Source organism: Terriglobia bacterium (assembly GCA_032252755.1).
GTDB lineage: Bacteria > Acidobacteriota > Terriglobia > Terriglobales > Acidobacteriaceae > JAVUPY01.
Genome location: JAVUPY010000025.1, coordinates 63,143 through 84,174, shown reverse-complemented (window position 1 = coordinate 84,174; position 21,032 = coordinate 63,143). Strand labels below are relative to the sequence as shown.

Sequence of the window (21,032 nt, the reverse complement as noted above, 5' to 3'; positions counted from 1 at the left end):
CCGCAAAGCTTACCACGCCCACATGAACATCCGATGTGATCGGACTGGCTACCCAATAAGAAAAAGGCACCCTCAACTTCGGGGTGCCTTCAACCGAGAACGGAGAACTGAGAACCGGTTTTACGTTCCTTCGCTCCATCCTGCCAAATACTCTTCCTGCTCCGGCGTAAGCCGGTCGATCTTGATTCCCATCGACTCCAGTTTCAGCTTCGCGACGCGCTTGTCCAGTTCGTCCGGAACCTTGAAGACTTCTTTCTTCAGCGACGCATGGTTCTTCACCAAGTACTCCACCGAGAGCGCCTGGTCGGCAAAGCTCATGTCCATCACCGAAGCCGGATGCCCTTCGGCCGAGGCCAGGTTGATCAGCCGTCCTTCGCCCAGCAGGTTGATCTTCCGTCCGTCTTTCAGCGAATACTCTTCGACGAAGTTCCGCGTCGTGCGCTTCGAACTCGACATCGCCTCCAGCGCCGGAATGTCGATCTCGACGTTGAAGTGGCCCGAGTTCGAAATGATCGCGCCGTCTTTCATCACGTCGTAGTGTTCCTTGCGGAGCACGCTCTTGTTGCCGGTGACGGTGCAGAAAACGTCGCCGAGCTTCGCCGCGTCTTCCATCGCCATTACGCGATAACCATCCATCACCGCTTCCAGCGCCTTCGTCGGGTCGATTTCGGTGATGATGACCTCGGCGCCAAGTCCGCGCGCGCGGCTCGCCAACCCGCGACCGCACCAGCCATAGCCGGCGACCACAAATTTCGATCCCGCCAGCAGAAAGTTCGTCGCCCGCACGATGCCGTCGATCGTCGACTGCCCGGTGCCATAGCGATTGTCAAACATGTGCTTCGTGTCGGCGTCGTTCACGGCGATGATCGGATACTTCAGCACGCCCTCTTTCGCCATCGCGCGTAAGCGGATGACGCCAGTCGTAGTCTCTTCCGTTCCTGCAATAATGCCATCGACCACGTCGGTGCGCTTGGTCAACGCAATCGACACCAAGTCCGCGCCGTCGTCCATCGTGACGTGCGGTTTGTGGTCCAGCGCCTGCATGATGTGTTTGTAGTACGTGTCGTTGTCCTCGCCCTTTATGGCGAAGACCGGGATCCCGTAATCCCGCACCAGGCACGCCGCCACGTCGTCCTGCGTCGAAAGGGGGTTCGAGGCGCACAGCGCGGTCTCGGCGCCACCGTCACGCAGCGTGATCATCAGGTTCGCCGTCTCGGCCGTCACGTGCAGGCACGCCGAAATCCGAATCCCTTTTAGCGGCTGGTTCTTGATGAACTCCTTGCGGATGATCTGCAGCACCTTCATCGACTGGTTCGCCCAGTCAATGCGCTTCTTTCCCAGATCAGCCAATTCGAAACTCTTCACATCCGAAGCAACACTCGTAGCAGTCGTCGACATAATCTCTCTTCTTATTCGAAATCTTTGAGCAATATCCGAATGCCGTCATCCTGAGCGAGGGAGGGCTCCCGCGCGCTTTCTCCAGCGCGGGATACCCGAGTCGAAGGACCTGCATCTCTCCTCGGATACAACGAACCGGCAGTTCAAATCCCAAACCCTTCCAACATACTAATGGAGTCGCAACGCCCCGCGCCACGACTCCACCGTGAAATTACGCTCTACTTCTTCACTACGTGGTGAGGATGTTCGGCTTTCCCGGCTCCGGCCTGCTCGCGCAGTGCCGCGGCCTTATCGGTCTTCTCCCACGTGAAGTCCGGATCATTCCTTCCGAAGTGTCCGTACGCCGCCGTCTTCTTGAAGATCGGCCGCCGCAAGTCCAGCGTCTCGATGATCTTCTTCGGCGTCAGCGCAAAGTTCTTGCGGACGAGATCCTGCAGTTTCTCGCGGTCGACCTTCCCGGTTCCGAACGTATCCACCAGGACGCTCACTGGTTCAGCCACGCCGATTGCGTACGCCAACTGCACTTCGCAACGATCAGCCAGGCCTGCGGCAACAATGTTCTTGGCGATATAGCGCGCCATGTACGCCGCCGAGCGATCCACCTTGGTCGGGTCTTTGCCGCTGAACGCGCCACCGCCGTGACGCCCGAGTCCACCGTACGTATCCACGATGATCTTGCGCCCGGTCAGTCCGCTATCGCCCATCGGGCCGCCAATCACGAACCGTCCCGTCGGGTTGATGTGATACTTCGTGTCGGCATCCAGCATCGCCGGCGGAATCACCGCCTGGATGACGTGCTTCAGGATGTCGGCGCGAAGCTCTTCGTTCGTCACCGTCTCGGCGTGCTGCGTCGAGATGACGACTGCATCCACGCGCACTGGCTTGTTGTGCTCGTCGTATTCAACTGTGACCTGGGATTTTCCATCGGGGCGAAGATAAGGAAGTGTGCCGTTTCGCCGAACCTCGCTGAGCTTCAAGGTGAGCTTGTGTGCCAGCGAGATCGGCGTGGGCATGTAATCGTCGTTCTCGTTACAGGCATAGCCGAACATCATGCCCTGGTCCCCGGCCCCACCGGTGTCGACGCCCATGGCGATGTCGCCCGACTGCTTGTTGATGCTCGAGATGACCGCGCACGTGTTCGAGTCGAACCCGTACAGTGCGTTGTCATACCCGATCGCCTGCACCGTCCCGCGAACGATCTGTTGGAAATCGACATAGGCCTTCGTCGTGATTTCGCCCGCGATCATCACCAACCCTGTGCAGGTCAGCGTTTCGCAAGCCACGCGGCTGTAAGGGTCCTGGCGCAAACATTCGTCCAGGATCGCATCTGAAATCTGATCGGCAATCTTGTCGGGATGTCCTTCCGTCACCGACTCGGACGTAAACAAAAAGCGATTACGAGACAATTTTCCTCCTAGGTGTTACTCAGGACGGATGGCTGGAACTGTGTTCGCCCGCATTCCTCATCGCACTTCAACGAAGCTGACGAGGTGGTTCACTTCTCGCGGCGAATCCCACGGTTGTGGGGCCGGGCCGTTACCATTCCCGGCAACTGCCAACCAGAGCAGTCGCAAAGTAGATGTAAGAAGTTTACCCGCCGAATGTACGTCATGCAACGTCACTTGCACCGAATGGTAACTAGCGGCAACTGAACGGGATAAATAGGCTTCGTAGCGCCGGGTTTGGGAGTGCCGGCACCTCGCCGGCCACGATGCCCTCTAATACCTCATTCAACACACAAAAAAGGACCCACTGGCCGTTTCTCCAGTGAGTCCTCCTCAGTGACCTCATCCTACTTCATGTACTGCAGCAGTACAGGCAGGCTATCGTACGGGCTTGTCGTGTCGACGGCCACTATCTCATCCGGCGACACCACCCAGAACGCCATCGGGTATCCAAACACGCTCAGTTCACCCCGGCCGTTCTCTGCAACCGCGTACGTCCCGCTCAACTGCTGGGATGCTCCCACGTTGTAATAGTAACTGGAACCGTCGGAGTTGAAGTACGTGTAGTCCCGCGATCCGGAGAACGCCCCCATGCCGTCGAACGTAGTGACTCCGGAATCGCATTCCGAGTAAGTGGAGATTGCCTCCCCTTCGCCGTGCCGATAGGTCGCGCCAATCGAGGCGGCGCTGAATGGGCCGCCGGTTTGGGGCTTAAAGCTGCCGGACACGACGTACCCGACAGTGATCTGCATCATGTAACCTTCGTTTTTGCCGAAGAAATAGGCGACGGCGTCGCCGGTCGGCAAGGTCATGGTTGCGCGCCCGCTCGCATCGACAGCGTACGTCCCAATGAAGGAGTCATTGAGCGTGAGTGTCGATCCGAAGTTCTGATCCCGCACTCCGTTCATGTTGCCGTTGCCACCTGGCGTCAGTTGGCCGATGATGGCCACGTTGTTGTACCCGCTCATGCCGTTCATCCGGAAAACCACCGGCACATTGAACGACGCGGTCGAATACGTTTCTGTCTGGCGACGCGCCTCACCGCTCATGTCCGCTACCGTGGAGCCACGAGTGTCCCTCTGGAGCAACACGATCTTGTCTGCCGAAACGATGTAGTAGACAAAATTCATCGTCCCAGAGAACGCTCCTGGCTGCGGGCTGACTGTCATAGTGGCAGTGCCGCGCCCTGTTGAAGCGGAAGGCGCCGCCATCGATCCCGTCAGCGATGCGTTGGTGGAATTGACCGTCGGCGTTTGCACGTCCATCTTGCCGTTACTGAAGGCCCCGGTCGCGCTCACTGTCATCCTTCCGATCGAGGCCATATTGGACCCATCGACCGGCTTCGAGGACAGCCCCAACGCATAGGATCCGGCGACCGACGCCAGTGTGGCTTTGCTCGTGTCCTGCGCCTCGAAGTAACCGGCGCCGGATACCGGCTTTTCCGGGATCGGACTATCCAAGCGAATGAAGTTGCCTTTCGTCCCCGTAGTGTCCACGGACATGGAATACGTCACGGTTCCATCCGCTGTGGTGATCGACAAGCTTCCGCGCCGGTTTGAATCAAGCGTATAAGTGCCGGTGAAAGCTACCGACAAGGACACGCCAGAATCGCGGTTAATATCCTCCACTCCATTGCTGATGTTGCCGTCCGCGTCAGCCTGGAAGTGTCCAGCGATCGCCAGCCTCGTCGGCCACGGAGAGTTCTGCTCCCACCCGTTGAACACAAATACATAATTCCCCGCATGCAGCCCACTCGATTCGGTCACGGTTATGACCGCCGTTACGCTCTTGCCCGGATCCGTGACGGAGGTTGCCGTCAGGTTCACCGTAGTGGGACTGGGCACCGAAGGCGGTGCCGTGTACGTGACCGCGCTGTTCGTGATGTTGCTGAGCGATCCGCACCTGTCAGGCGTACACGAAGCACCCAGCGACCATGTCACCCCGGCATTGCTGTTGTCGTTCTGAACCGTAGCCGTGAAGTTCTGGTTCCCACCGACTTTCACGTTAGCCGTGCTTGGCGCCACGCCGACCTCGATCGGCAGCGGCGCCAAGAGCGTAATCCTACCGTCATCGAACTTCGCGTTGTCAGCCTGTGAGGTAGCAATGACACGGGCAGACCCGGCGACGGGAATGGACGTGGGAGCCCTGTACATCCCGGTCGCGTCAATCGTGCCGCAATTGCTGAAGGAACAATCCGCGAGGCTCCATGACACCACCGAATTCTTGGTTCCTTTCAGCGTTACCGAGTACTGATGGCTATCTCCCTCGTAAACAGTGATCGCCTTCTCCGAGATGGTTACCGCGACCGCCACATGCGTCACCGCGGCCGTCGCCGTCTTCGTGCTGTCCGACTGCAAAGTGGCCACGATGCTCACACTTCCGTCGTTAGGAATCGGGGTGGGAGCCGTGTATAGACCAGTCGAATCGATCGTCCCACATCCCGTACCCGAGCAACTCCACATCACCGCTGTGGAAGTTGTCCCGGTAACAGTAGCGGTAAATTGTTGCGTGTCTCCCCCATTCAGCGAAGCTATTGGTGGAGAAATCGTTACTTTGATCGGCGGTGGCGGCGGAGTGCTCGAACCCGACCCTCCGCAGCCGATCATCAACATCGCCAGGAGAACGGTGAACAGCAGTACGAATAATATGCGCGTCTTCATAACAGCCTCCTTTCGTGTGGTTGCGCATGACATCCCCTGCTGAAAACCCGCACCTGCTTACCACCGCAAATGCGGGGCACACTCCGGTTATTGCGTAACGATCAACTGATACGTAACGTTCTGACTGCCGCCTGCGCCGGGACCAGAATCGACTTTTCCTTCGAAGTGAATGACATGTATTCCAGGCGACAGCGGTTTTACCATCACCCAGTAACCGTCCGAGGCGGAGAGACCCGACGTGTATCCCTCAACTCCGAGGAAGTTCTCGGTCGTTGGGATGATGAATTCGAAGAACGGAGAGACCACACGGAAATTGTGGAGACCAATCACGCTCCTGCCATCGATGGTGAATTTCAGCGACTGGATCGAAACCCCCTCGCCCCACCACGTCGCGCACTTGCGTGCCTGCTGCCCGTCGTCAGCATGGAAGTCACCCGGCTCCAGCGTGGAACACTCGAAATTGATAATCGGAACGAACAGCGCCTTTCCGGCGGGAACTATGCAGGTACGTGTCGCACTGCCCGAACCAGCACCCGCCAGGAAGAAAACCGGGCCACCCTGTCCGGAATTGCAGGCGTCACCATTCGGGTCCATGATTGGGCTCTTGTCGTTGGTAAAAGTTAAGACATGCTGCCACCACGCCGCCGACCACTCTCCGTATGACATCCCGAAGACGTTCTCATTCGGCGGGTAGACGTTTGGATTCGGTCCAACCGAGTGTTGCGCCGCAGCAACCCCGGTAAGCACAAAGACTAGTAAGCAGAATGCAGCGAAATGCCACCTGCGGTTCAACATAGGAATTCTCCTTGCAATGAAGTTTGGGCCGACACTCCTTGGCGTCCGACTCGCTGCTCAGGATTGCCTGGTCCCTTGCCAACTCCAGGGCTCCTGAAGGCGGGTGGACGTCCGCACCCTCGCGCATATCGCTCAGAACATCAATGCAAAGCAGGTTAAATCGGGGAGAAAAGGCGATAACGCCGTATCCCATTAAGGACAAAGCTCTTCCTCAAACAGGTAACAAGGTGACTGAAAAATTCCTATTGCCTCGCCGCACCAGGCAGGGCAAAATTTCGCGCATCGGCAGTTCTGTAAAACACGGGAACGGTCCATGCCGCGCGTCACTAGCCCGATTCGGTTTGGCGCATTCGAGGTTGATCTTAATTCTGGCGAGATCCGCAAGAACGGAACCAGGATTCATCTCGCTGATCAGCCTCTGCAAGTTCTTGCACTCCTCCTTGAACATCCTGGCGAACTCGTAACCCGCGAAGAACTGCGCCAGCATCTCTGGTCAACCGATACCTTCGTCGACTTCGAACACAGTCTCAATGCCGCTGTGAAGCGCCTGCGCGAAGCCCTCAACGACTCCGCCGACAATCCCCGCTTCATCGAAACCGTCCCGCGGCACGGCTACCGCTTCATCGGCCCAACCGTCGTCGAGCACGAAGCCGCTGCCGAACCGCGCACCGTCAACCACTGGAAACTCATCAGCCCCATTTCTACGGTTCTCCTCTCCTTGGCAGTGGCTGCCGGTTTGTGGCTCTATCGCAACCACTTGAAGAACGCCGAGCATGCACAGTCGCACGTCCACACCCTCGCCGTCCTCCCCTTCGTCGACATGAGCCCGGGCAGGGACCAGCAATACTTCTCCGACGGCCTTTCCGACGAACTGCTCACGTCTCTGGCCAAGCTCCCCGAACTTCGCGTCAGCGCGCGAACCTCTTCCTTCCAGTTCAAAGACAAGAATGAAGATCCCCAGGTCATTGGCAAGAAACTGAACGTCGGCTCCATTGTCGAAGGCGGCGTTCGCAAAGACGGCACCCGCGTCCGAATCACCGTGCAGCTAATCAATACGACAGATGGGTTCAACCTGTGGTCGGAGAGTTATGACCGGGAAATGAAGGATATCTTTGCGGTCCAGGAGGAGATCGCCAATTCCGTCGCCGAATCCTTGAAAGTGTCTCTATTGGCTCACGGTTCCCAGAAGGTATCAGCGCGTAACCAGAGTGTGGATGCCTACAACGCCTTCCTGCAGGGACGGTACTTCGCCGAACGGCGCGACGAAGCCGATGTGCGAAAAGCAATCGAGTACTACAACAAGTCTCTGAAACTGAACCCCGACTACGCACCGGCGTGGGCGGGGCTCGCCATCGCTTATATGCATCTCGCCGATCCCGGCTACATCCCAGTTGAAGAAGGCTACGGCAAAGCTCGCGTTGCGAGCGAGCGTGCCCTGCGGCTGGATGCCAATCTCGGAAAAGCTCACCAGTGCATGGGCTTCATCAAGATGGTCCACGACTGGGATTGGGTGGGGGCGGAAGCCTCCTTCGAGCGCGCCAAACAACTCGACCCCGGAGATGCCGACACCATCTGGCAGATCGCACGACTCAAAGCTTCACTCGGAAACCTGAAAGAAGCCGGCCAAATCATCGCGCAAGCGGCCACCATCGATCCGCTCAACACCACCGTTTACCTCAATCTCGGCAACATCGCGTACTATGCGGGTAACTACGAGGACGCGGCAGTAGCTCTGAGAAAAGCGCTTGAAGTTAACCCGGCGTTCCCCGTCGCGCACGCTTACCTCGGTCGCGTCCATCTGCGACAATCTCGCCCACGGGACGCTTTCGCTGAGTTTCAGCTCGAGAGGGACCCCGGCTGGCGCCGATTCGGACTCGCGATTGGGTACCACGCTACGGGCCAGTCAAAGGAAGCAGATGCGGCGTTGACGGATTTCATCACTAACAATGGCGCCACCTACGCTTATCAGATTGCCCAGGTCTACGCCTTCCGTGGCGACAAGGACAAAGCTTTCGAATGGCTGGAACGCGCCTACTCCCAGCGCGACGGCGGCCTCACCGAAATGAAAGGCGACCCCCTACTGAGATCCCTCGAGCACGATCCACGCTACGCACCCTTTATGAAAAAGATGAACCTTCCACTCTGATCCACTTGGCAGCGCCGGCCTCTCGCTGGTAATCGCCGGAGCGTCCCGCTCTGGGGTAATTGCCAATCGCTTCTTGCGACCTGTGACTTGCAACCTGCGTCGGTTCAATTCACTTTGCAATCCGCCGAAATCTTCACCTGAGATCTCTGATTATCCGTCCCAAGAATCCCCAGTCGCTTTCCATTGCATATCACATCCACGGCGTTACCCGTCGTCAGCACTACTCGATCCTGAGCAGTCACTGTCTTGGTTGCGCTGTCCCGTAGAGTCTCGGTCGTCGCTGGCTTTCCGTCTGCCTGCACGGACACCCACGTCGCCTTACTCACATGGATCTGTAATTCAAGCGGGCCTTTCGTCGTCGCGCCGCCCGCGCTGGAAGCAGGTGCTGTCGTTGAATTCGTTGGCGTAGTTCCCGACGATGAAGGGGTCGCGGGCGCCACAGGATCCGTTGTTCCCTGCGTCACGCCCGGCTGCGACGTTGCTCCCGTCGCCGAAGTCCCCGGTTGCTGACTCGGATCCGCCGTTGCCGAGTTCATCGGCGCTGCCGACAGGCTCGCGTCGGTTTCCGCCGGCTGAGCTGCAACTGGTTGCGGCGCCGGAGTCTCCACGCGCGTCCGCCTCGCCTCTGCCGCTGTTGCTTCCTTCTTCAGCTTGTAATACCGAACCCCAGCCGCCCCTCCCGCCGTCAGCAGAACCAAAATCGCCAGCGTCACCCAGGTCGAGGTCGAGCCGCTCTTCTCTCCGCCGCTTGCCGCGATCTCGCTTCGCCGCTGGGCCTCTGCCTTCACCGCCAGCGACGCCATCAGGTCCGGTTTCTGCGCATCGCGATCCCCCTGCGCGGCCACAAAGTCCGCGACTGCCTGCTCCTCGTCCAGTCCGAGGAACTTCGCGTACGCACGCACAAATCCCTTGTTGAAGATTCCCCCCGGAAGCTGCTCGAAATGCTCGTCTTCCAGCGCCTTTAAAGCCCGCGTCCCGATCTTCGTCGCCTTCGCAATCTCCTCCAGCGTCACTCCGCGGAGTTCCCGTTCCCGCTTCAATTTATCGCCAAAGGATCCCACTCGCGATCACCTCGAGCGCACCTCTCACGTCTCTCCGTGTCCCACTTCTGCCGCATTCAGCAGAGATGGGAGCTTCCTCGGGACGCACCGATGCGCTTCATTTTCGGGCTTTTCTGCCTTCCCGAATCATAGGTTTCCCAAGTACGCGCGTCAACGACTTTAGCCCCTAAAGCGGTACCCGCAAATGTGCCGAACTCAATACTTTGCAAACGAAGGTGCAATGCCTTAGGTAGTGACCTTAGAGGAACATCACGTTGCTCGCCGCTGCCGCGCAACCTATAATACGCAGCCATCGACCCTCATTTTTCGCAGTACAAGGGCGAACGACCTCCATGTCATCGGTACCCGGTCCGGATTCGAACAAGAGTCAGCAGGAACTCGCCATTTTCCACGACGTAGCCAAGGCGCTCACGTCCTCGCTGAACCTCGACTCCATCCTCCAAACCATCATGGAGAAAATGGCGGCCTACTTCGAGCCCGACACCTGGTCGCTGCTCATGGTCGACGAAGAGAAGGAAGAACTCTACTTCGCCATCGCCGTCGGCGACGCCTCCGAAGCTCTCAAAACCGTTCGCCTGAAAATGGGTGAAGGCATTGCCGGCTGGGTCGCGAAACACGGCGAACCTCTCCTGGTGCCCGACGTCTACACCGACCCGCGCTTTGCCAAGCGCATCGACGAGATGACCAAGTGGCAGACGCACTCCATCATCTGCCTGCCTCTCAAATCCAAGCAGCGAGTGCTCGGCGTCATTCAGCTCATAAATGTCGATATGAAGCACTTCGCGGAAAACGAAGTCCTCGCGCTCAACTCGCTAGCCGACTACGCCGCCATCGCCATCGACAACGCTCGCGCCGTCGAACGCATTCAGGAACTCACCATCACGGACGATTGCACAGGCCTTTACAACGCGCGTCATCTCTATAAGACGCTCGAGGCCGAGGTCTACCGTTCCGCACGTTTCGGATACGAGTTCAGCGTGCTCTTCCTTGACCTCGACCACTTCAAGCGCGTCAACGACACGCACGGTCACCTCATCGGCAGCAAACTCCTCGCCGAAATCGGATACTCCATCAAATCGCACCTGCGCTTGATCGACTATGCCTTTCGCTATGGTGGCGACGAATTCGTCGTCCTGCTTCCCCAGACAGGAAAGGAATCAGCGCTCGTCGTCGCTCGCCGTATCCGCGACGTCTTCCGCAACTCGCTCTTCTGCCGCGAAGAGGGCCTCAACCTCAACGTCCGCGCCAGTATGGGCGTCGCAACCTATCCCGAAGACGCCAAGTCCGCGCACGAAATCATCCGTCAGGCCGACGAAATGATGTACATGGTCAAGAACTCCACCCGCGACAACATCTCCGTCGCCCAACACGGCATGCTTACGTAGTTGGGAGCGCCGGCCACGATGCTCCCCGAGACTTTGTCATCCCAAGCGCGGCGAGGGATCTGCTTTTTCCTTTTGCCGTTTTTCGGCAACCTACCCCATCGCTGGTGCATCTACTTACTTAGGGCACTCCTCGACTCCCCCCGTGGAGGTGGACCATGAACGCCATCCTCTGTGTCGACACCAATCGACGCGAACTGCAGCAGCTCTCACAGATCATCCGCGCCAACGGTTACATCTGCATCCCGGCCGACACGCCGGACGAGGCCGTGCGCGCCTTCTCCTCGAGCCGCGTCGACATGGTCATCCTCGACAGCCCCGAGGAAGCACCGCTTGCTGCACGCCTCGAACGCCTGCGCGACGTTCCCACGCTCATGCTCGCCGATAACCCGCAGCGCACCACGAAACCCGCCGGCGTCGACCTGCTCTCACCGAAACCGATCCACGCCCGCGAACTGATCTCGACTATCGACGTGATGCTTCGCGCCCCCGGCACCAAAGCCGCCTGAGCGAAATAGCCAGGGGCTACTACGCTTGGCGGCAGGCAAAAGCAAGGCCGCAGATTCACTGCCAGCCTGATTCGGAGCTCGGCTCCATCGTCCAACTTCGCGAGCCTTAGAGTGTTTGCAGGAACGCCACTAGGTCTTTTTTCTCCTGTTCGGTCAGCCCGATATTGAACCGCGTGTCATAAAAATCCACGACATCTCCCAGCGTTGCTGCCGAGCCGTTGTGGAAGTACGGCGGGTGTGAGGCTAGTCCGCGCAGCACAGGCCCTTTAAACTTCCCGATGTCGCTGCACTTGCCGCTGATCATCGCGCGTCCCGGGTCGGTAGTCTTAAAAATTTGTCCGGTCGCAATGCAGCGAAAAGTATAAAGCGGCATATCGGGAGTTCGCCGCGTGTCGTCAGCAATCCCGATATTCAGCGGTACAGCTACCGAATGGTCGCCAACATTTGGAGAGTCGTGACACGTGCCGCATGTCCCCATGATCACCGGCTCGCCCAGCACATCATTGAGACCCGCAACGCCATCAATGGCGATCGGTTTCGTATTGAAAATCTGTTCGCCCCGCGCGATCGATTGCCTCGCCGGAGACCATTTTCCTCCACCCGCCCATTTCTCGTAGAGCCGGAAAACCGTCGGATCGAATTGTGCTCCCGTCGGATTCTGTCCCAGCGGATCATTGATCCCGATGAAGAATGCCTCCGCGCTGAGTTCGACCGGTCCGCCACGCACACCGCCTTTGGTCAGTGAGCCGGCCTTTGAATCCGCTACCTGCGCACTGTAGATCGCACTCTCGAACGCAACGATATCTTCCAGTTGCTCATCAGTCGGAAGCACCGCTCCCTGCTCATGTCCCATGATCGCGTCTCTTGCCTGGCTGATGAGGTTGTCATGAAGCGAACGTCCTTTGGGAGATTCGCGGCCGTCCCACATAACGGCGCTCAGAAACCGAAGGTTCGTCGCCGGCGCTGGGCGGCGAAACATCGCGATGTCGCTCGCATTGGAGCAGTTATACGGATCGTCTACGCTCACCAATTGAAATTCCGCATTCGGTGGAATCGCCGTCGCGACGCGGATCAAGCCGCGGGTCAACAGCAGTTTGTACGCCATGCGGCGGGCATCCACGGTGGAAACATCGGCGCTTGGACACACCGCTCCATCCACCGGTCGGAAGATCGGGTCCGTTCCCCCGGACCTCTCGAACCGTTCCTGCGTGCGATCCGGTGTAATCGTCCAGCCCTGGTCGGTCTGGTGACAAGATGAACAGCTTCGCCCGTTGGTCCCCAGGCTCTTGAAAAAGTAACTTTCGGGGTCAAAGTGTCCTGTCGCGAAATAGCTCTCCGCGACCCCACTGGCGTTGGCATGGAACAATTGGTTTTGGCGGCTACCTGCCTTGGCCGTCATTCTGACCCCAGCCAGAATAACGGCTGCCGATACAAAGATTACATAACCCCAGTTTCGCGCTTTTTGGCTCACGACTCACCCTCCCCCCGGCTGAGTAGTGTCCGGTTATCGCTTGTCGTGTCGCGACTGTCAACACTGGGTCGATCAACCTTCGTGAACTTCTCGATCACCGTGTAAGTGGCTGATACACGGTAACATTGACCTTTTCGTCACTTGCGGGTGAAGTATCCGCTCGTGGTAAACTTGCCACCCTCGCTCCCCTGAAGGGGAGTTCCCAAGAGATGGCGGAGCCTGCCGTTCCGGTGTCGAACCCGATTCAGTTCGGAGTCTATACGGTCGACGTACGCGCCGGCGAGATCAGCAAGCATGGCACCCGCATCCGGCTGCAGGACCGTCCATTCCGAATTCTCCTCATACTGCTGTCACAGCCCGGCCAACTCGTAACTCGCGATGAGTTACGCCAGCAACTATGGCCGGACGGAACATTCGTCGATTTCGACCGTGGCATCAGCAGCGCAATGAACAAGCTGCGCAGCGCCCTCGGGGATACAGCCGCAAACCCGAAATTCATCGAGACGGTTGGTCGCAGGGGCTACCGATTCACCTATCCGGTTACTCGACTCGACACAGAGCAACAACCGGCGCCGCCCTCCCAGGGTCCACCTGTGTCTCCACTCGCGGCGCCCTCGAAACGCAAGTGGTTGCGCGCAACCGTTGTATCCGTTCTCATCGTCGCTGCAATTGCTGCGGCTTACTTCGTTTCCGACCGAACCTCCGCGGCCCCAATCCGCTCAATTGCCGTACTTCCTCTGAAGAACCTGTCGAGTTCTGCTGATGAAGAATTCTTCTCCGAGGGGCTCTCGGACGAATTGAGCACAAAGCTCGCTTCCCTTCCCGGCCTGCGCGTTATCTCGCGCGATTCGGTGATGCAGTACAAAGGGAGCGAAAAATCGCTGCCCGAAATCGCGAAGGAGCTCCACGTAGACGGCTTGGTGCAGGGTTCCGTATTGCGCTTCGGGGACAAGGTGCGAATTACGGTGCAGCTTGTGCAGGCTTCCACGGGCCGCTATCTTTGGGCCGCCAGCTACGAACGCGAGCAGCGGGATGTCATCGAGTTGCAGAACGAAGTCACAAGACAGATCGCGGACAATGTCCGGCTCAATCTGAACCCGGCCGACCGCGAGCGGTTGACGACCGCCCAGACGGTCGATCCGCAGGCGCACGATGATTACCTGCGCGGCCTTGCATATTTAAAGAAGCGGACCACTCCGGATATGTCCATGGCCGCGCAGTACTTTGAAAAAGCAGTCAGCCGGGATCCCGGCTATGCTCAGGCATATGCCGGACTGGCCGATGCCGACGCCCTTCTCGCCGCATATATCCCGCGCCCGCCCAGGGAGAACATCGAAAAAGCGCGCGCCGCTGCCCTCAAGGCGATTGAACTCGACAATCGCCTCGCCGAGGCGCACACCTCCTTGGCTCTTATCTACCAGAATTACGACTGGAACTGGGATGCGGCAGAACGGGAGTATCAGCGCGCGATTGCATTAGATCCAAATTATGCGACCGCGCACCATTGGTATGCCGAATTTCTCAGTTACATGGGCAGGTTCGACGAATCCGCAGCCGAATACGCCCGGGCACGCCAGTTGGATCCCTTCTCGCTCATCATCCGCACCGATTACGCCGTAAGCCTCTACTATGCGAGAAAGTACGACGCTTCAGTCGCCGAGTTCCTCGCCGTGCAGGCAATCGATCCCGAATTCCCGCGGGCTCACATAATTGCTGATGTCTATGCTCAGCAAGAGCGATTCGATGAGGCGATCGCGGATGCGCAGAAGCAACTGGAGGAGAACGCTCTGTGGGGGAACGCAAGGCTGGCGAGATTCTATGCACTCGCGGGCCAAAGGCAGAAGGCTGAGCAGTTGTTGCGGCATATGGAACAGCTCTACGGACGCGACAAAACGAATCCCAATCTTCTCATTCCCGGCCTCATTGCCTTGGGACATGATGAACGAGCCATCACGCTGCTCGAAAGGGCCTACGACCAGCACTACACAACAATGACATGGCTTAAAGTCGATCCTCTCTACGATCCGCTTCGCAGCAACCCGCGCTTCCAGTCCCTCCTGAAACGCGTGGGGCTGTCCCAATAGACGAACATACTGAGGCGCTTGTTTCCCTCAACGAAGCAGCCACTGGACCGCCCCTCACAAACGGAAATCGGAGAACGGTCGATGACCGCGCTATCGCCTGTCAATAGCGCAGACATCACACTTCCTCGCAAAATATTCAGCGCACTCGAAATATAGTTCCGACCAAAACCTCAGAAATCGCCCCTCGATTTGCTATAATGTAATCGGACAGACTTCCATCGAGCGGCGCCCCTGGTGGGCGCCGTTGGTTTTAGCAGTTGAAGTCCGTTTGTTCGGTTCAGCCGATCATCGGTTCTTCGGTTGCATTTCCGCTCTTTCACATCCCCACTCGTCGCTGCGGTGACGGCCGCACCCGACGCTCACCCAATTTGGCTTGGGCCACCCCGGTCATCCTCGGATGACTTTCGGACTCCCGTGGTGCCCTGGCCTGGCTCCGCCCCCAAGTTTTCACGAACAACGAGGAACGAAGAACGGCCACAGTGTTCGCTAACACGCAGCGAAAATCACACTTTTCGCGCGCAAAATCCTAAAAACAAACGATCTCTGGATGTTTTTAGATTTAAGACCTTCGGGCTCAATATTCTATCGGGGAAATTTCCGCAAAATCTTGAAAACAAAGATTCGCAAAATAAGGGGTGGGGGACCTCGCAATCAGGCCACGAGCGCGACCATCTAACTTGGGACTTGGAGTTCTCCTGCGTACCTCGCACCTTGTACCTCGAACCTCTTTTGCTATCCTGCTTTTATGTCGAACGCCCGTAACGACCTTCTCACATTGCTTGCCCAGGTCTCTTTCAAGCTTGGACAGTTCAAGCTCTCCAGTGGCGGAACCAGCGATTACTACATCGACTGCCGCACAACCACGCTGCATGCCGAAGGCGCATATCTCTCCGGACGCGTGTTCCTCGATGAGATTCGCGGACGCGGATGGAATCCGCTGGCGATTGGCGGACTGACGATGGGAGCCGATCCGATCGTCTGCTCGGTGGCGATCCTCAGCGGACAGGAAGCGCATAAGAACCTCCATCACGCAGGGATGATTCATGGGTTCCTCGTGCGCAAGGCGGAGAAGCAGCACGGAATGGCGCAGCGCATCGAAGGCTTTCGACAGACCGGCGCGAGAGTGGTCATCGTAGACGACGTTTGCACGATCGGATCCTCGACAGTGCAGGCGATCGAGGCAGCGAAGGAGTTCGGGTTCGACGTCGTCGGTGTCGCGTGCCTGGTGGAGCGCGAGGAAGCCCACGGGCGCTCCTCGGTGGAGAAAGCCGCTGGAGGTGCGCCGTTCGTGTCGATCTTCACCGCCCAGGACGTTCGCGAAGAGCACCTGCGGCTAAAGGCTGCGGGCAAACTGAAGGACGAACCGATGATCATGGCCGTCTCGGTGAAGTGCGACTACTGCGACCGCATCGCCGTCACGATACAGGGCGGGTATCGCTGCGACGTGCATCGAACGGAAGGACACGAATAAAAGAATTGACGATTGACGAATGTCGGATTGACGATTGAGAGGCAAAGGCAACCGCGGATTTTCGCGGAGTAACGCGGATTATGGGAGTCAAAGACCACTGGAGTTCTCAAGGCATTCTGAAGAAGACAATGCCCTGTAAGATTGGAAGTCGAGAAGATCCGCGTGAATCCGCGGTTACGGTATTTCGGAGGCACTCATGGAAGTTGGCAAGCTTGGACTGGTGATGATCGTGGTTCGGAACATGGAACGTAGCGTCGCGTTCTATCGCGATGTTGTAGGACTAAAGCTGCTGTTCAAGCAGGACAACTGGAGCCAGTTCGAGGCAGGAGATATCATCATCGGCCTGCATCCGGAAGGCGAGGAAGTAAAGGTCAGCCCGACAACGGGAATGTCGATTGGCATCTATGTCGACGACATCGTGCGCGCGGCCAGCGAGTTGAAGCGTCGTGGCGGAAGACTGCAGATTGAGCCACGAACCGAACCGTTTGGGCGCTGGGCGCTGCTGCAGGATCCCGATGGGTACAACATCCAGATCATCGAGATGGCGAGAGGACTGCGAGCGCAGCATAAGCTGGAGTAACGTCGACCGCGGATTAAGGAACCACGAAGGCACGAAGATACGAAGGGAAACGGCTTCGCGATTCCTGCCTTTGCTGCGGAAGCCCTGAGGACGCGCGGTTTGCTCAGGAACCGTTTACACTGTGAGAGTCATACAACGTTTGAAGCGGGATCTGCACGAATGGTAAACACGCTGGAATGGACCGATGCCGGAGTGCGCTTCATCGACCAGACGAAGCTGCCGACGGAAGAAGTGTATGTGACGTGCGCCACGTACCAGGAAGTGGCGGACGCGATACGGACGATGGTGGTTCGCGGCGCGCCGGCGATCGGCGTGGCGGCGGCGATGGGGATTGCGCTGGGCGTGAAAGGGATCAAGGCCGAGAATATTGCCGATGTGCGTAACCAGTTTGGGTACATCTGCCGTGTGATTGGCGAGACGAGACCGACGGCAGTGAACCTGTTCTGGGCCATTCGGCGGATGCAGAGGCGGTTCGAGGAGCTGTCGGGCAAGCCGCTGGCGGAGATTCGGCAGAGGATGATTGACGAAGCACGGTTGATGCACCAGGAGGACATCGAGATCAATCGCGCGATGGGCCGCAATGGTGCAGTGCTGCTGCCGGCCGAAGGATCGATACTTACGCACTGCAACGCGGGCGCGCTGGCGACCGCAGGATATGGGACCGCGCTGGGAGTGATTCGCGCGGCGGTGGAGAGCGGGAAGAAGCTGCACGTTTTCGCCGATGAGACTCGGCCGTTCCTGCAGGGTTCGCGGCTGACGGCCTGGGAACTAATGAAAGACGGAATTCCGACGACGGTGATCTCCGACAACATGGCCGGACACATCATGTCGCAGGGAAAGATCCAGGCGGTAATTGTCGGCGCGGATCGAATCGCCGCTAATGGAGATACGGCGAACAAGATTGGCACGTACTCGGTGGCGATATTGGCTAAAGAGCATGGAATTCCCTTCTATGTTGCGGCGCCGTTCTCGACCGTAGATCTGGAGACGCCGGATGGGAGCAAGATTCCGATCGAAGAGCGTAATGCGCGTGAGGTCACGCATGTTGGAGAGAAGCAGATTGCGCCTACGGGAATCGACGTGCGGAACCCGGCGTTCGATGTGACTCCAGCGAAGTACATTGCGGCCATCATTACGGAGCGCGGCGTGGCGAACGCTCCGTACACGGAGTCGTTGAAGGCGCTGGAGCAGGCGGAGACGGCGAAAGTGTAGTGCTCAGCAACTAAACTTCAGTGTTCAGTCGAAGGTACGTTTAGCGCCTTCTTGGTCGCTGGGAGCGTGTGCTCCCGATGCGATGACGCGCGGTCCACCCGAAGCTTTCTTCCTGGCGTCTCCTCAGCTACTATTTCTGCGTCAAAATCCTGAGCTTCCGGGAGAACCGCATGAATCGAGCCCTTCGGGTTGTGCTGTCGCTCTCTTCTTTGATAGTTAGTCTTACTCTATCCTTCACACAAACGTTGGCGCAGAACGTCGCGGTTACGCCGAATGAGAATCTAGTGGTTGATGGCATTCCGGCGATTCCGATGGAGATCGCCGAGAAGTCGAGTCGATACACGGAATTTCGAACTGCGGCGGTGTTGGGCTGGCATCCGGCGAAACGCGAAATGCTGATCACAACGCGCTTTGGCGATGTGCCGCAGGTCCATCAGGTAGTGACTCCCGGTGGTGCGCGCACACAGGTCACTTTCTTTCCGGATCGCGTCCTGGAGGCATCGTATCAACCGCACAAGGGGAACTATTTCCTGTTCCGCAAGGATATCGGCGGTGGTGAGTGGTTCCAGTACTACCGGTTCGATAACAGCACCGGCGACGTCACGTTGCTGACGGACGGAAAGTCGCGCAACCTGGGCGCAACCTGGTCGAATAAGGGTGACAGGATTGCTTATGCTTCGACGCGTCGCAACGGCACCGATCTCGACTTCTACGTAATGAATCCAGCTGATAAATCGAGCGACAAGTTGCTGGTCGAGAACCAGGGTGGTGGCTGGAATATTGCCGACTGGTCTCCGGATGACAGGACACTGCTTGTCGAAGAGTACATCTCGGTGAATGAAAGCTACCTCTGGGTGGAGGACGTCGCGAGTGGGAAGAAGACCCTGATCACGCCTAAGGGTGGCGACAAAATCGCATACAACGCCGTGGGATTCAGCGCCGACGGCAAAGGAATTTACGTCACGAGCGACCGCGATAACGAATTCCAGCGACTGGCTTACATCGACCTTGCGACGAAGGCGCCGAAGTACCTGACCAGTACGCCCTGGGACGTGGATTCGGCAAAGCTATCGTGGAATCGCAAACTGATTGCGTATTCACTGAATGAGAACGGGCTTTCGACGTTGCACGTGGCCGATGTAGCCACAGGCAAAGAGATGACGCTGCCAAAGATTCCACTGGGCACAATCGGCGGAATCTCATGGAGCGAGAACAATCACGAATTTGCGTTCGATATCACCTCGGCGAAATCGCCGTCCGACGTCTACTCGATCGACCTGACGAGCGGAAAACTCGACCGCTGGACAACGAGCGAAACCGGCGGTCTGAACGCGAACAACAACGTCGAGCCGCAACTGGTGAAATGGAAATCGTTTGATGGGCGCGAGATTTCTGGCTGGCTGTATGCACCGTCTGCGAGCAAGTTTCCCGGAAAGCGGCCGATCATTGTGAACATTCATGGCGGACCTGAGGGGCAATTCCGTCCGGGATTTCTCGGGCGCTACAACTACCTACTCAACGAACTTGGGGTCGCCATGGTTTTCCCGAACGTGCGCGGATCGACGGGATACGGAAAATCCTTCGTGGCGATGGACAATGGCTTCAAGCGTGAGGATACGTACAAAGACATTGAAGCCCTCCTGCACTGGTTGAAAGAACAGCCGGGAGTTGACGGCAGTCGCATTATGGTGACGGGCGGAAGCTACGGCGGGCACATGACGCTGGCTACGGCAACTCGTTACAACGACCTGATTGCGTGCTCGCTCGATGTAGTCGGGATTTCGAACTTGCGGACCTTCCTCGAGCACACTGAAGGTTATCGACGGGACCTTCGGCGCGTGGAATACGGCGACGAACGCGACCCGAAGATGAGGAAATTCCTCGAACAGATTGCGCCGATGAATCACGTGAAGAACATAACCAAACCGATGTTCGTGGTCGCCGGAGCAAACGATCCGCGTGTGCCGAAGAGCGAAGCGGACCAGATCGTCGCGGCGCTGAAGGCGCAGAACACCCCGGTGTGGTACCTCGTCGGGAAGAATGAGGGCCACGGGTTTTCGAAGAAGCAGAATGCGGACTTTCAGTTCTATGCGACGGTAATGTTTGTGGAGAAGTATTTGTTGGGGAAATAGTACCGGCGGTGAGAGCCGTCGGCTAAAGCCGACTCCTCCCTTTAGCGGCAGAAATACCCCGGGCTTACGCCCGGGGCTACTTTCTAACGTGCGCTTACGCGCACTCGTTGAGCCTTCGATTGCGCACTTTGTTATGACTTGCGGCTCCATTCGCGGATGGAGGCGATTTCTTTTTCGGGGATGTGGAGGAATTCCAGGAATTCTTGGTGGTCGGTTGGGGCGGAGCGCTCGAACTCCTTATGCCAGCGGTGCATGTCGGCTTCGGAAAAGCCGGCGGCTTTCATGACTGCGACCCATTTATCTTTCGTCATTTTCTTGGTGCTCTTTCGTAGAGATTTGATCTGAAGCAATTTCAGAATTGCCTGCTGATGCCCGCGCAAGATTCGGATCTCTTTATCGATGTCCGCCAGCCGCCGCTTGAGCGCCGAAGCTACATCGTTCTTCGGGCCGGAGAGGATGGAACGGATGTCGCGGACGCTCATGCCGACGCCCCGGTAAAGACGAATCTGTCGAAGAGTCTCGACTTCCCTTTCGCCGTAGACGCGGTAATTGGCGTCGGTGCGAATGGAAGGCGAGAGCAGGCCTTCGGATTCGTAGTACAGAACCGTGGTGCGGCTGAGTCCGCAGAGACGCGCGAGTTTGGTGACGGTCATCATCAGACTAGAGTCAGGATGAACCCTATAGTT

The 21,032-nt window shown here is 57.9% G+C and carries 15 protein-coding genes; 8 read left to right on the top strand and 7 right to left on the bottom strand.

Features of this window, described 5'->3' with window-relative positions; genetic code table 11:
* Positions 1-120: 120 nt before the first annotated feature.
* From ahcY to ROO76_05695, 4 genes are all read right to left on the bottom strand, one after another.
* On the bottom strand, positions 121-1,398 hold the full coding sequence (ahcY, locus tag ROO76_05710) for an adenosylhomocysteinase (protein MDT8067648.1): 1,278 nt from the start codon (positions 1,396-1,398) through the stop codon (positions 121-123).
* 218 nt (positions 1,399-1,616) lie between these two features.
* The gene (metK, locus tag ROO76_05705; GenBank protein ID MDT8067647.1) at positions 1,617-2,804 is read right to left on the bottom strand and encodes a methionine adenosyltransferase; all 1,188 of its coding nucleotides are present in this window, start codon (positions 2,802-2,804) and stop codon (positions 1,617-1,619) included.
* Positions 2,805-3,190: 386 nt separating this feature from the next.
* Positions 3,191-5,503 (bottom strand): Ig-like domain-containing protein, encoded by a 2,313-nt coding sequence (locus ROO76_05700; protein ID MDT8067646.1) that lies wholly within the window; start codon positions 5,501-5,503, stop codon positions 3,191-3,193.
* Between the two features lie 87 nt (positions 5,504-5,590).
* On the bottom strand, positions 5,591-6,298 hold the full coding sequence (locus ROO76_05695) for a hypothetical protein (protein MDT8067645.1): 708 nt from the start codon (positions 6,296-6,298) through the stop codon (positions 5,591-5,593).
* 313 nt (positions 6,299-6,611) lie between these two features.
* On the opposite strand from ROO76_05695, the gene ROO76_05690 reads away from it, so the two are divergent.
* Positions 6,612-8,444, top strand: coding sequence for a winged helix-turn-helix domain-containing protein (locus tag ROO76_05690; protein MDT8067644.1), 1,833 nt, complete (start codon positions 6,612-6,614; stop codon positions 8,442-8,444).
* Between the two features lie 104 nt (positions 8,445-8,548).
* On the opposite strand, the gene ROO76_05685 is transcribed toward ROO76_05690, so the two are convergent.
* Positions 8,549-9,505 (bottom strand): DUF4115 domain-containing protein, encoded by a 957-nt coding sequence (locus ROO76_05685; GenBank protein ID MDT8067643.1) that lies wholly within the window; start codon positions 9,503-9,505, stop codon positions 8,549-8,551.
* A gap of 332 nt (positions 9,506-9,837) precedes the next feature.
* Here ROO76_05685 and ROO76_05680 point away from each other — a divergent pair, with 332 nt between their 5' ends.
* Both ROO76_05680 and ROO76_05675 read left to right on the top strand, forming a co-directional pair.
* Positions 9,838-10,890, top strand: coding sequence for a sensor domain-containing diguanylate cyclase (locus tag ROO76_05680; GenBank protein MDT8067642.1), 1,053 nt, complete (start codon positions 9,838-9,840; stop codon positions 10,888-10,890).
* Between the two features lie 155 nt (positions 10,891-11,045).
* Entirely contained in the window at positions 11,046-11,396 is a 351-nt protein-coding gene (locus ROO76_05675; GenBank protein MDT8067641.1) for a hypothetical protein, read from the top strand.
* Positions 11,397-11,502: 106 nt separating this feature from the next.
* Here the strand turns inward: ROO76_05675 and ROO76_05670 are convergent, their stop codons facing one another.
* Positions 11,503-12,795: a hypothetical protein gene (locus ROO76_05670; GenBank protein MDT8067640.1), complete on the bottom strand. Its 1,293-nt coding sequence runs from the start codon at positions 12,793-12,795 to the stop codon at positions 11,503-11,505.
* A 281-nt stretch (positions 12,796-13,076) separates the two neighbouring features.
* Here ROO76_05670 and ROO76_05665 point away from each other — a divergent pair, with 281 nt between their 5' ends.
* The 5 genes from ROO76_05665 (at position 13,077) to ROO76_05645 (ending at position 20,346) form a co-directional block, all read left to right on the top strand.
* Positions 13,077-14,951, top strand: a complete 1,875-nt coding sequence (locus ROO76_05665; GenBank protein MDT8067639.1) for a winged helix-turn-helix domain-containing protein — start codon at positions 13,077-13,079, stop codon at positions 14,949-14,951.
* 745 nt (positions 14,952-15,696) lie between these two features.
* Positions 15,697-16,422, top strand: a complete 726-nt coding sequence (locus tag ROO76_05660; protein ID MDT8067638.1) for an orotate phosphoribosyltransferase — start codon at positions 15,697-15,699, stop codon at positions 16,420-16,422.
* A 196-nt stretch (positions 16,423-16,618) separates the two neighbouring features.
* The gene (locus ROO76_05655) at positions 16,619-17,002 is read left to right on the top strand and encodes a VOC family protein (GenBank protein MDT8067637.1); all 384 of its coding nucleotides are present in this window, start codon (positions 16,619-16,621) and stop codon (positions 17,000-17,002) included.
* A 159-nt stretch (positions 17,003-17,161) separates the two neighbouring features.
* Positions 17,162-18,214, top strand: coding sequence for an S-methyl-5-thioribose-1-phosphate isomerase (mtnA, locus tag ROO76_05650; protein MDT8067636.1), 1,053 nt, complete (start codon positions 17,162-17,164; stop codon positions 18,212-18,214).
* A 170-nt stretch (positions 18,215-18,384) separates the two neighbouring features.
* A complete protein-coding gene (locus ROO76_05645) occupies positions 18,385-20,346 on the top strand; it encodes a S9 family peptidase (protein ID MDT8067635.1) in 1,962 nt (653 codons plus the stop codon).
* Positions 20,347-20,477: 131 nt separating this feature from the next.
* Here the strand turns inward: ROO76_05645 and ROO76_05640 are convergent, their stop codons facing one another.
* Positions 20,478-21,002 (bottom strand): MerR family transcriptional regulator, encoded by a 525-nt coding sequence (locus tag ROO76_05640; GenBank protein ID MDT8067634.1) that lies wholly within the window; start codon positions 21,000-21,002, stop codon positions 20,478-20,480.
* Positions 21,003-21,032: the final 30 nt, after the last annotated feature.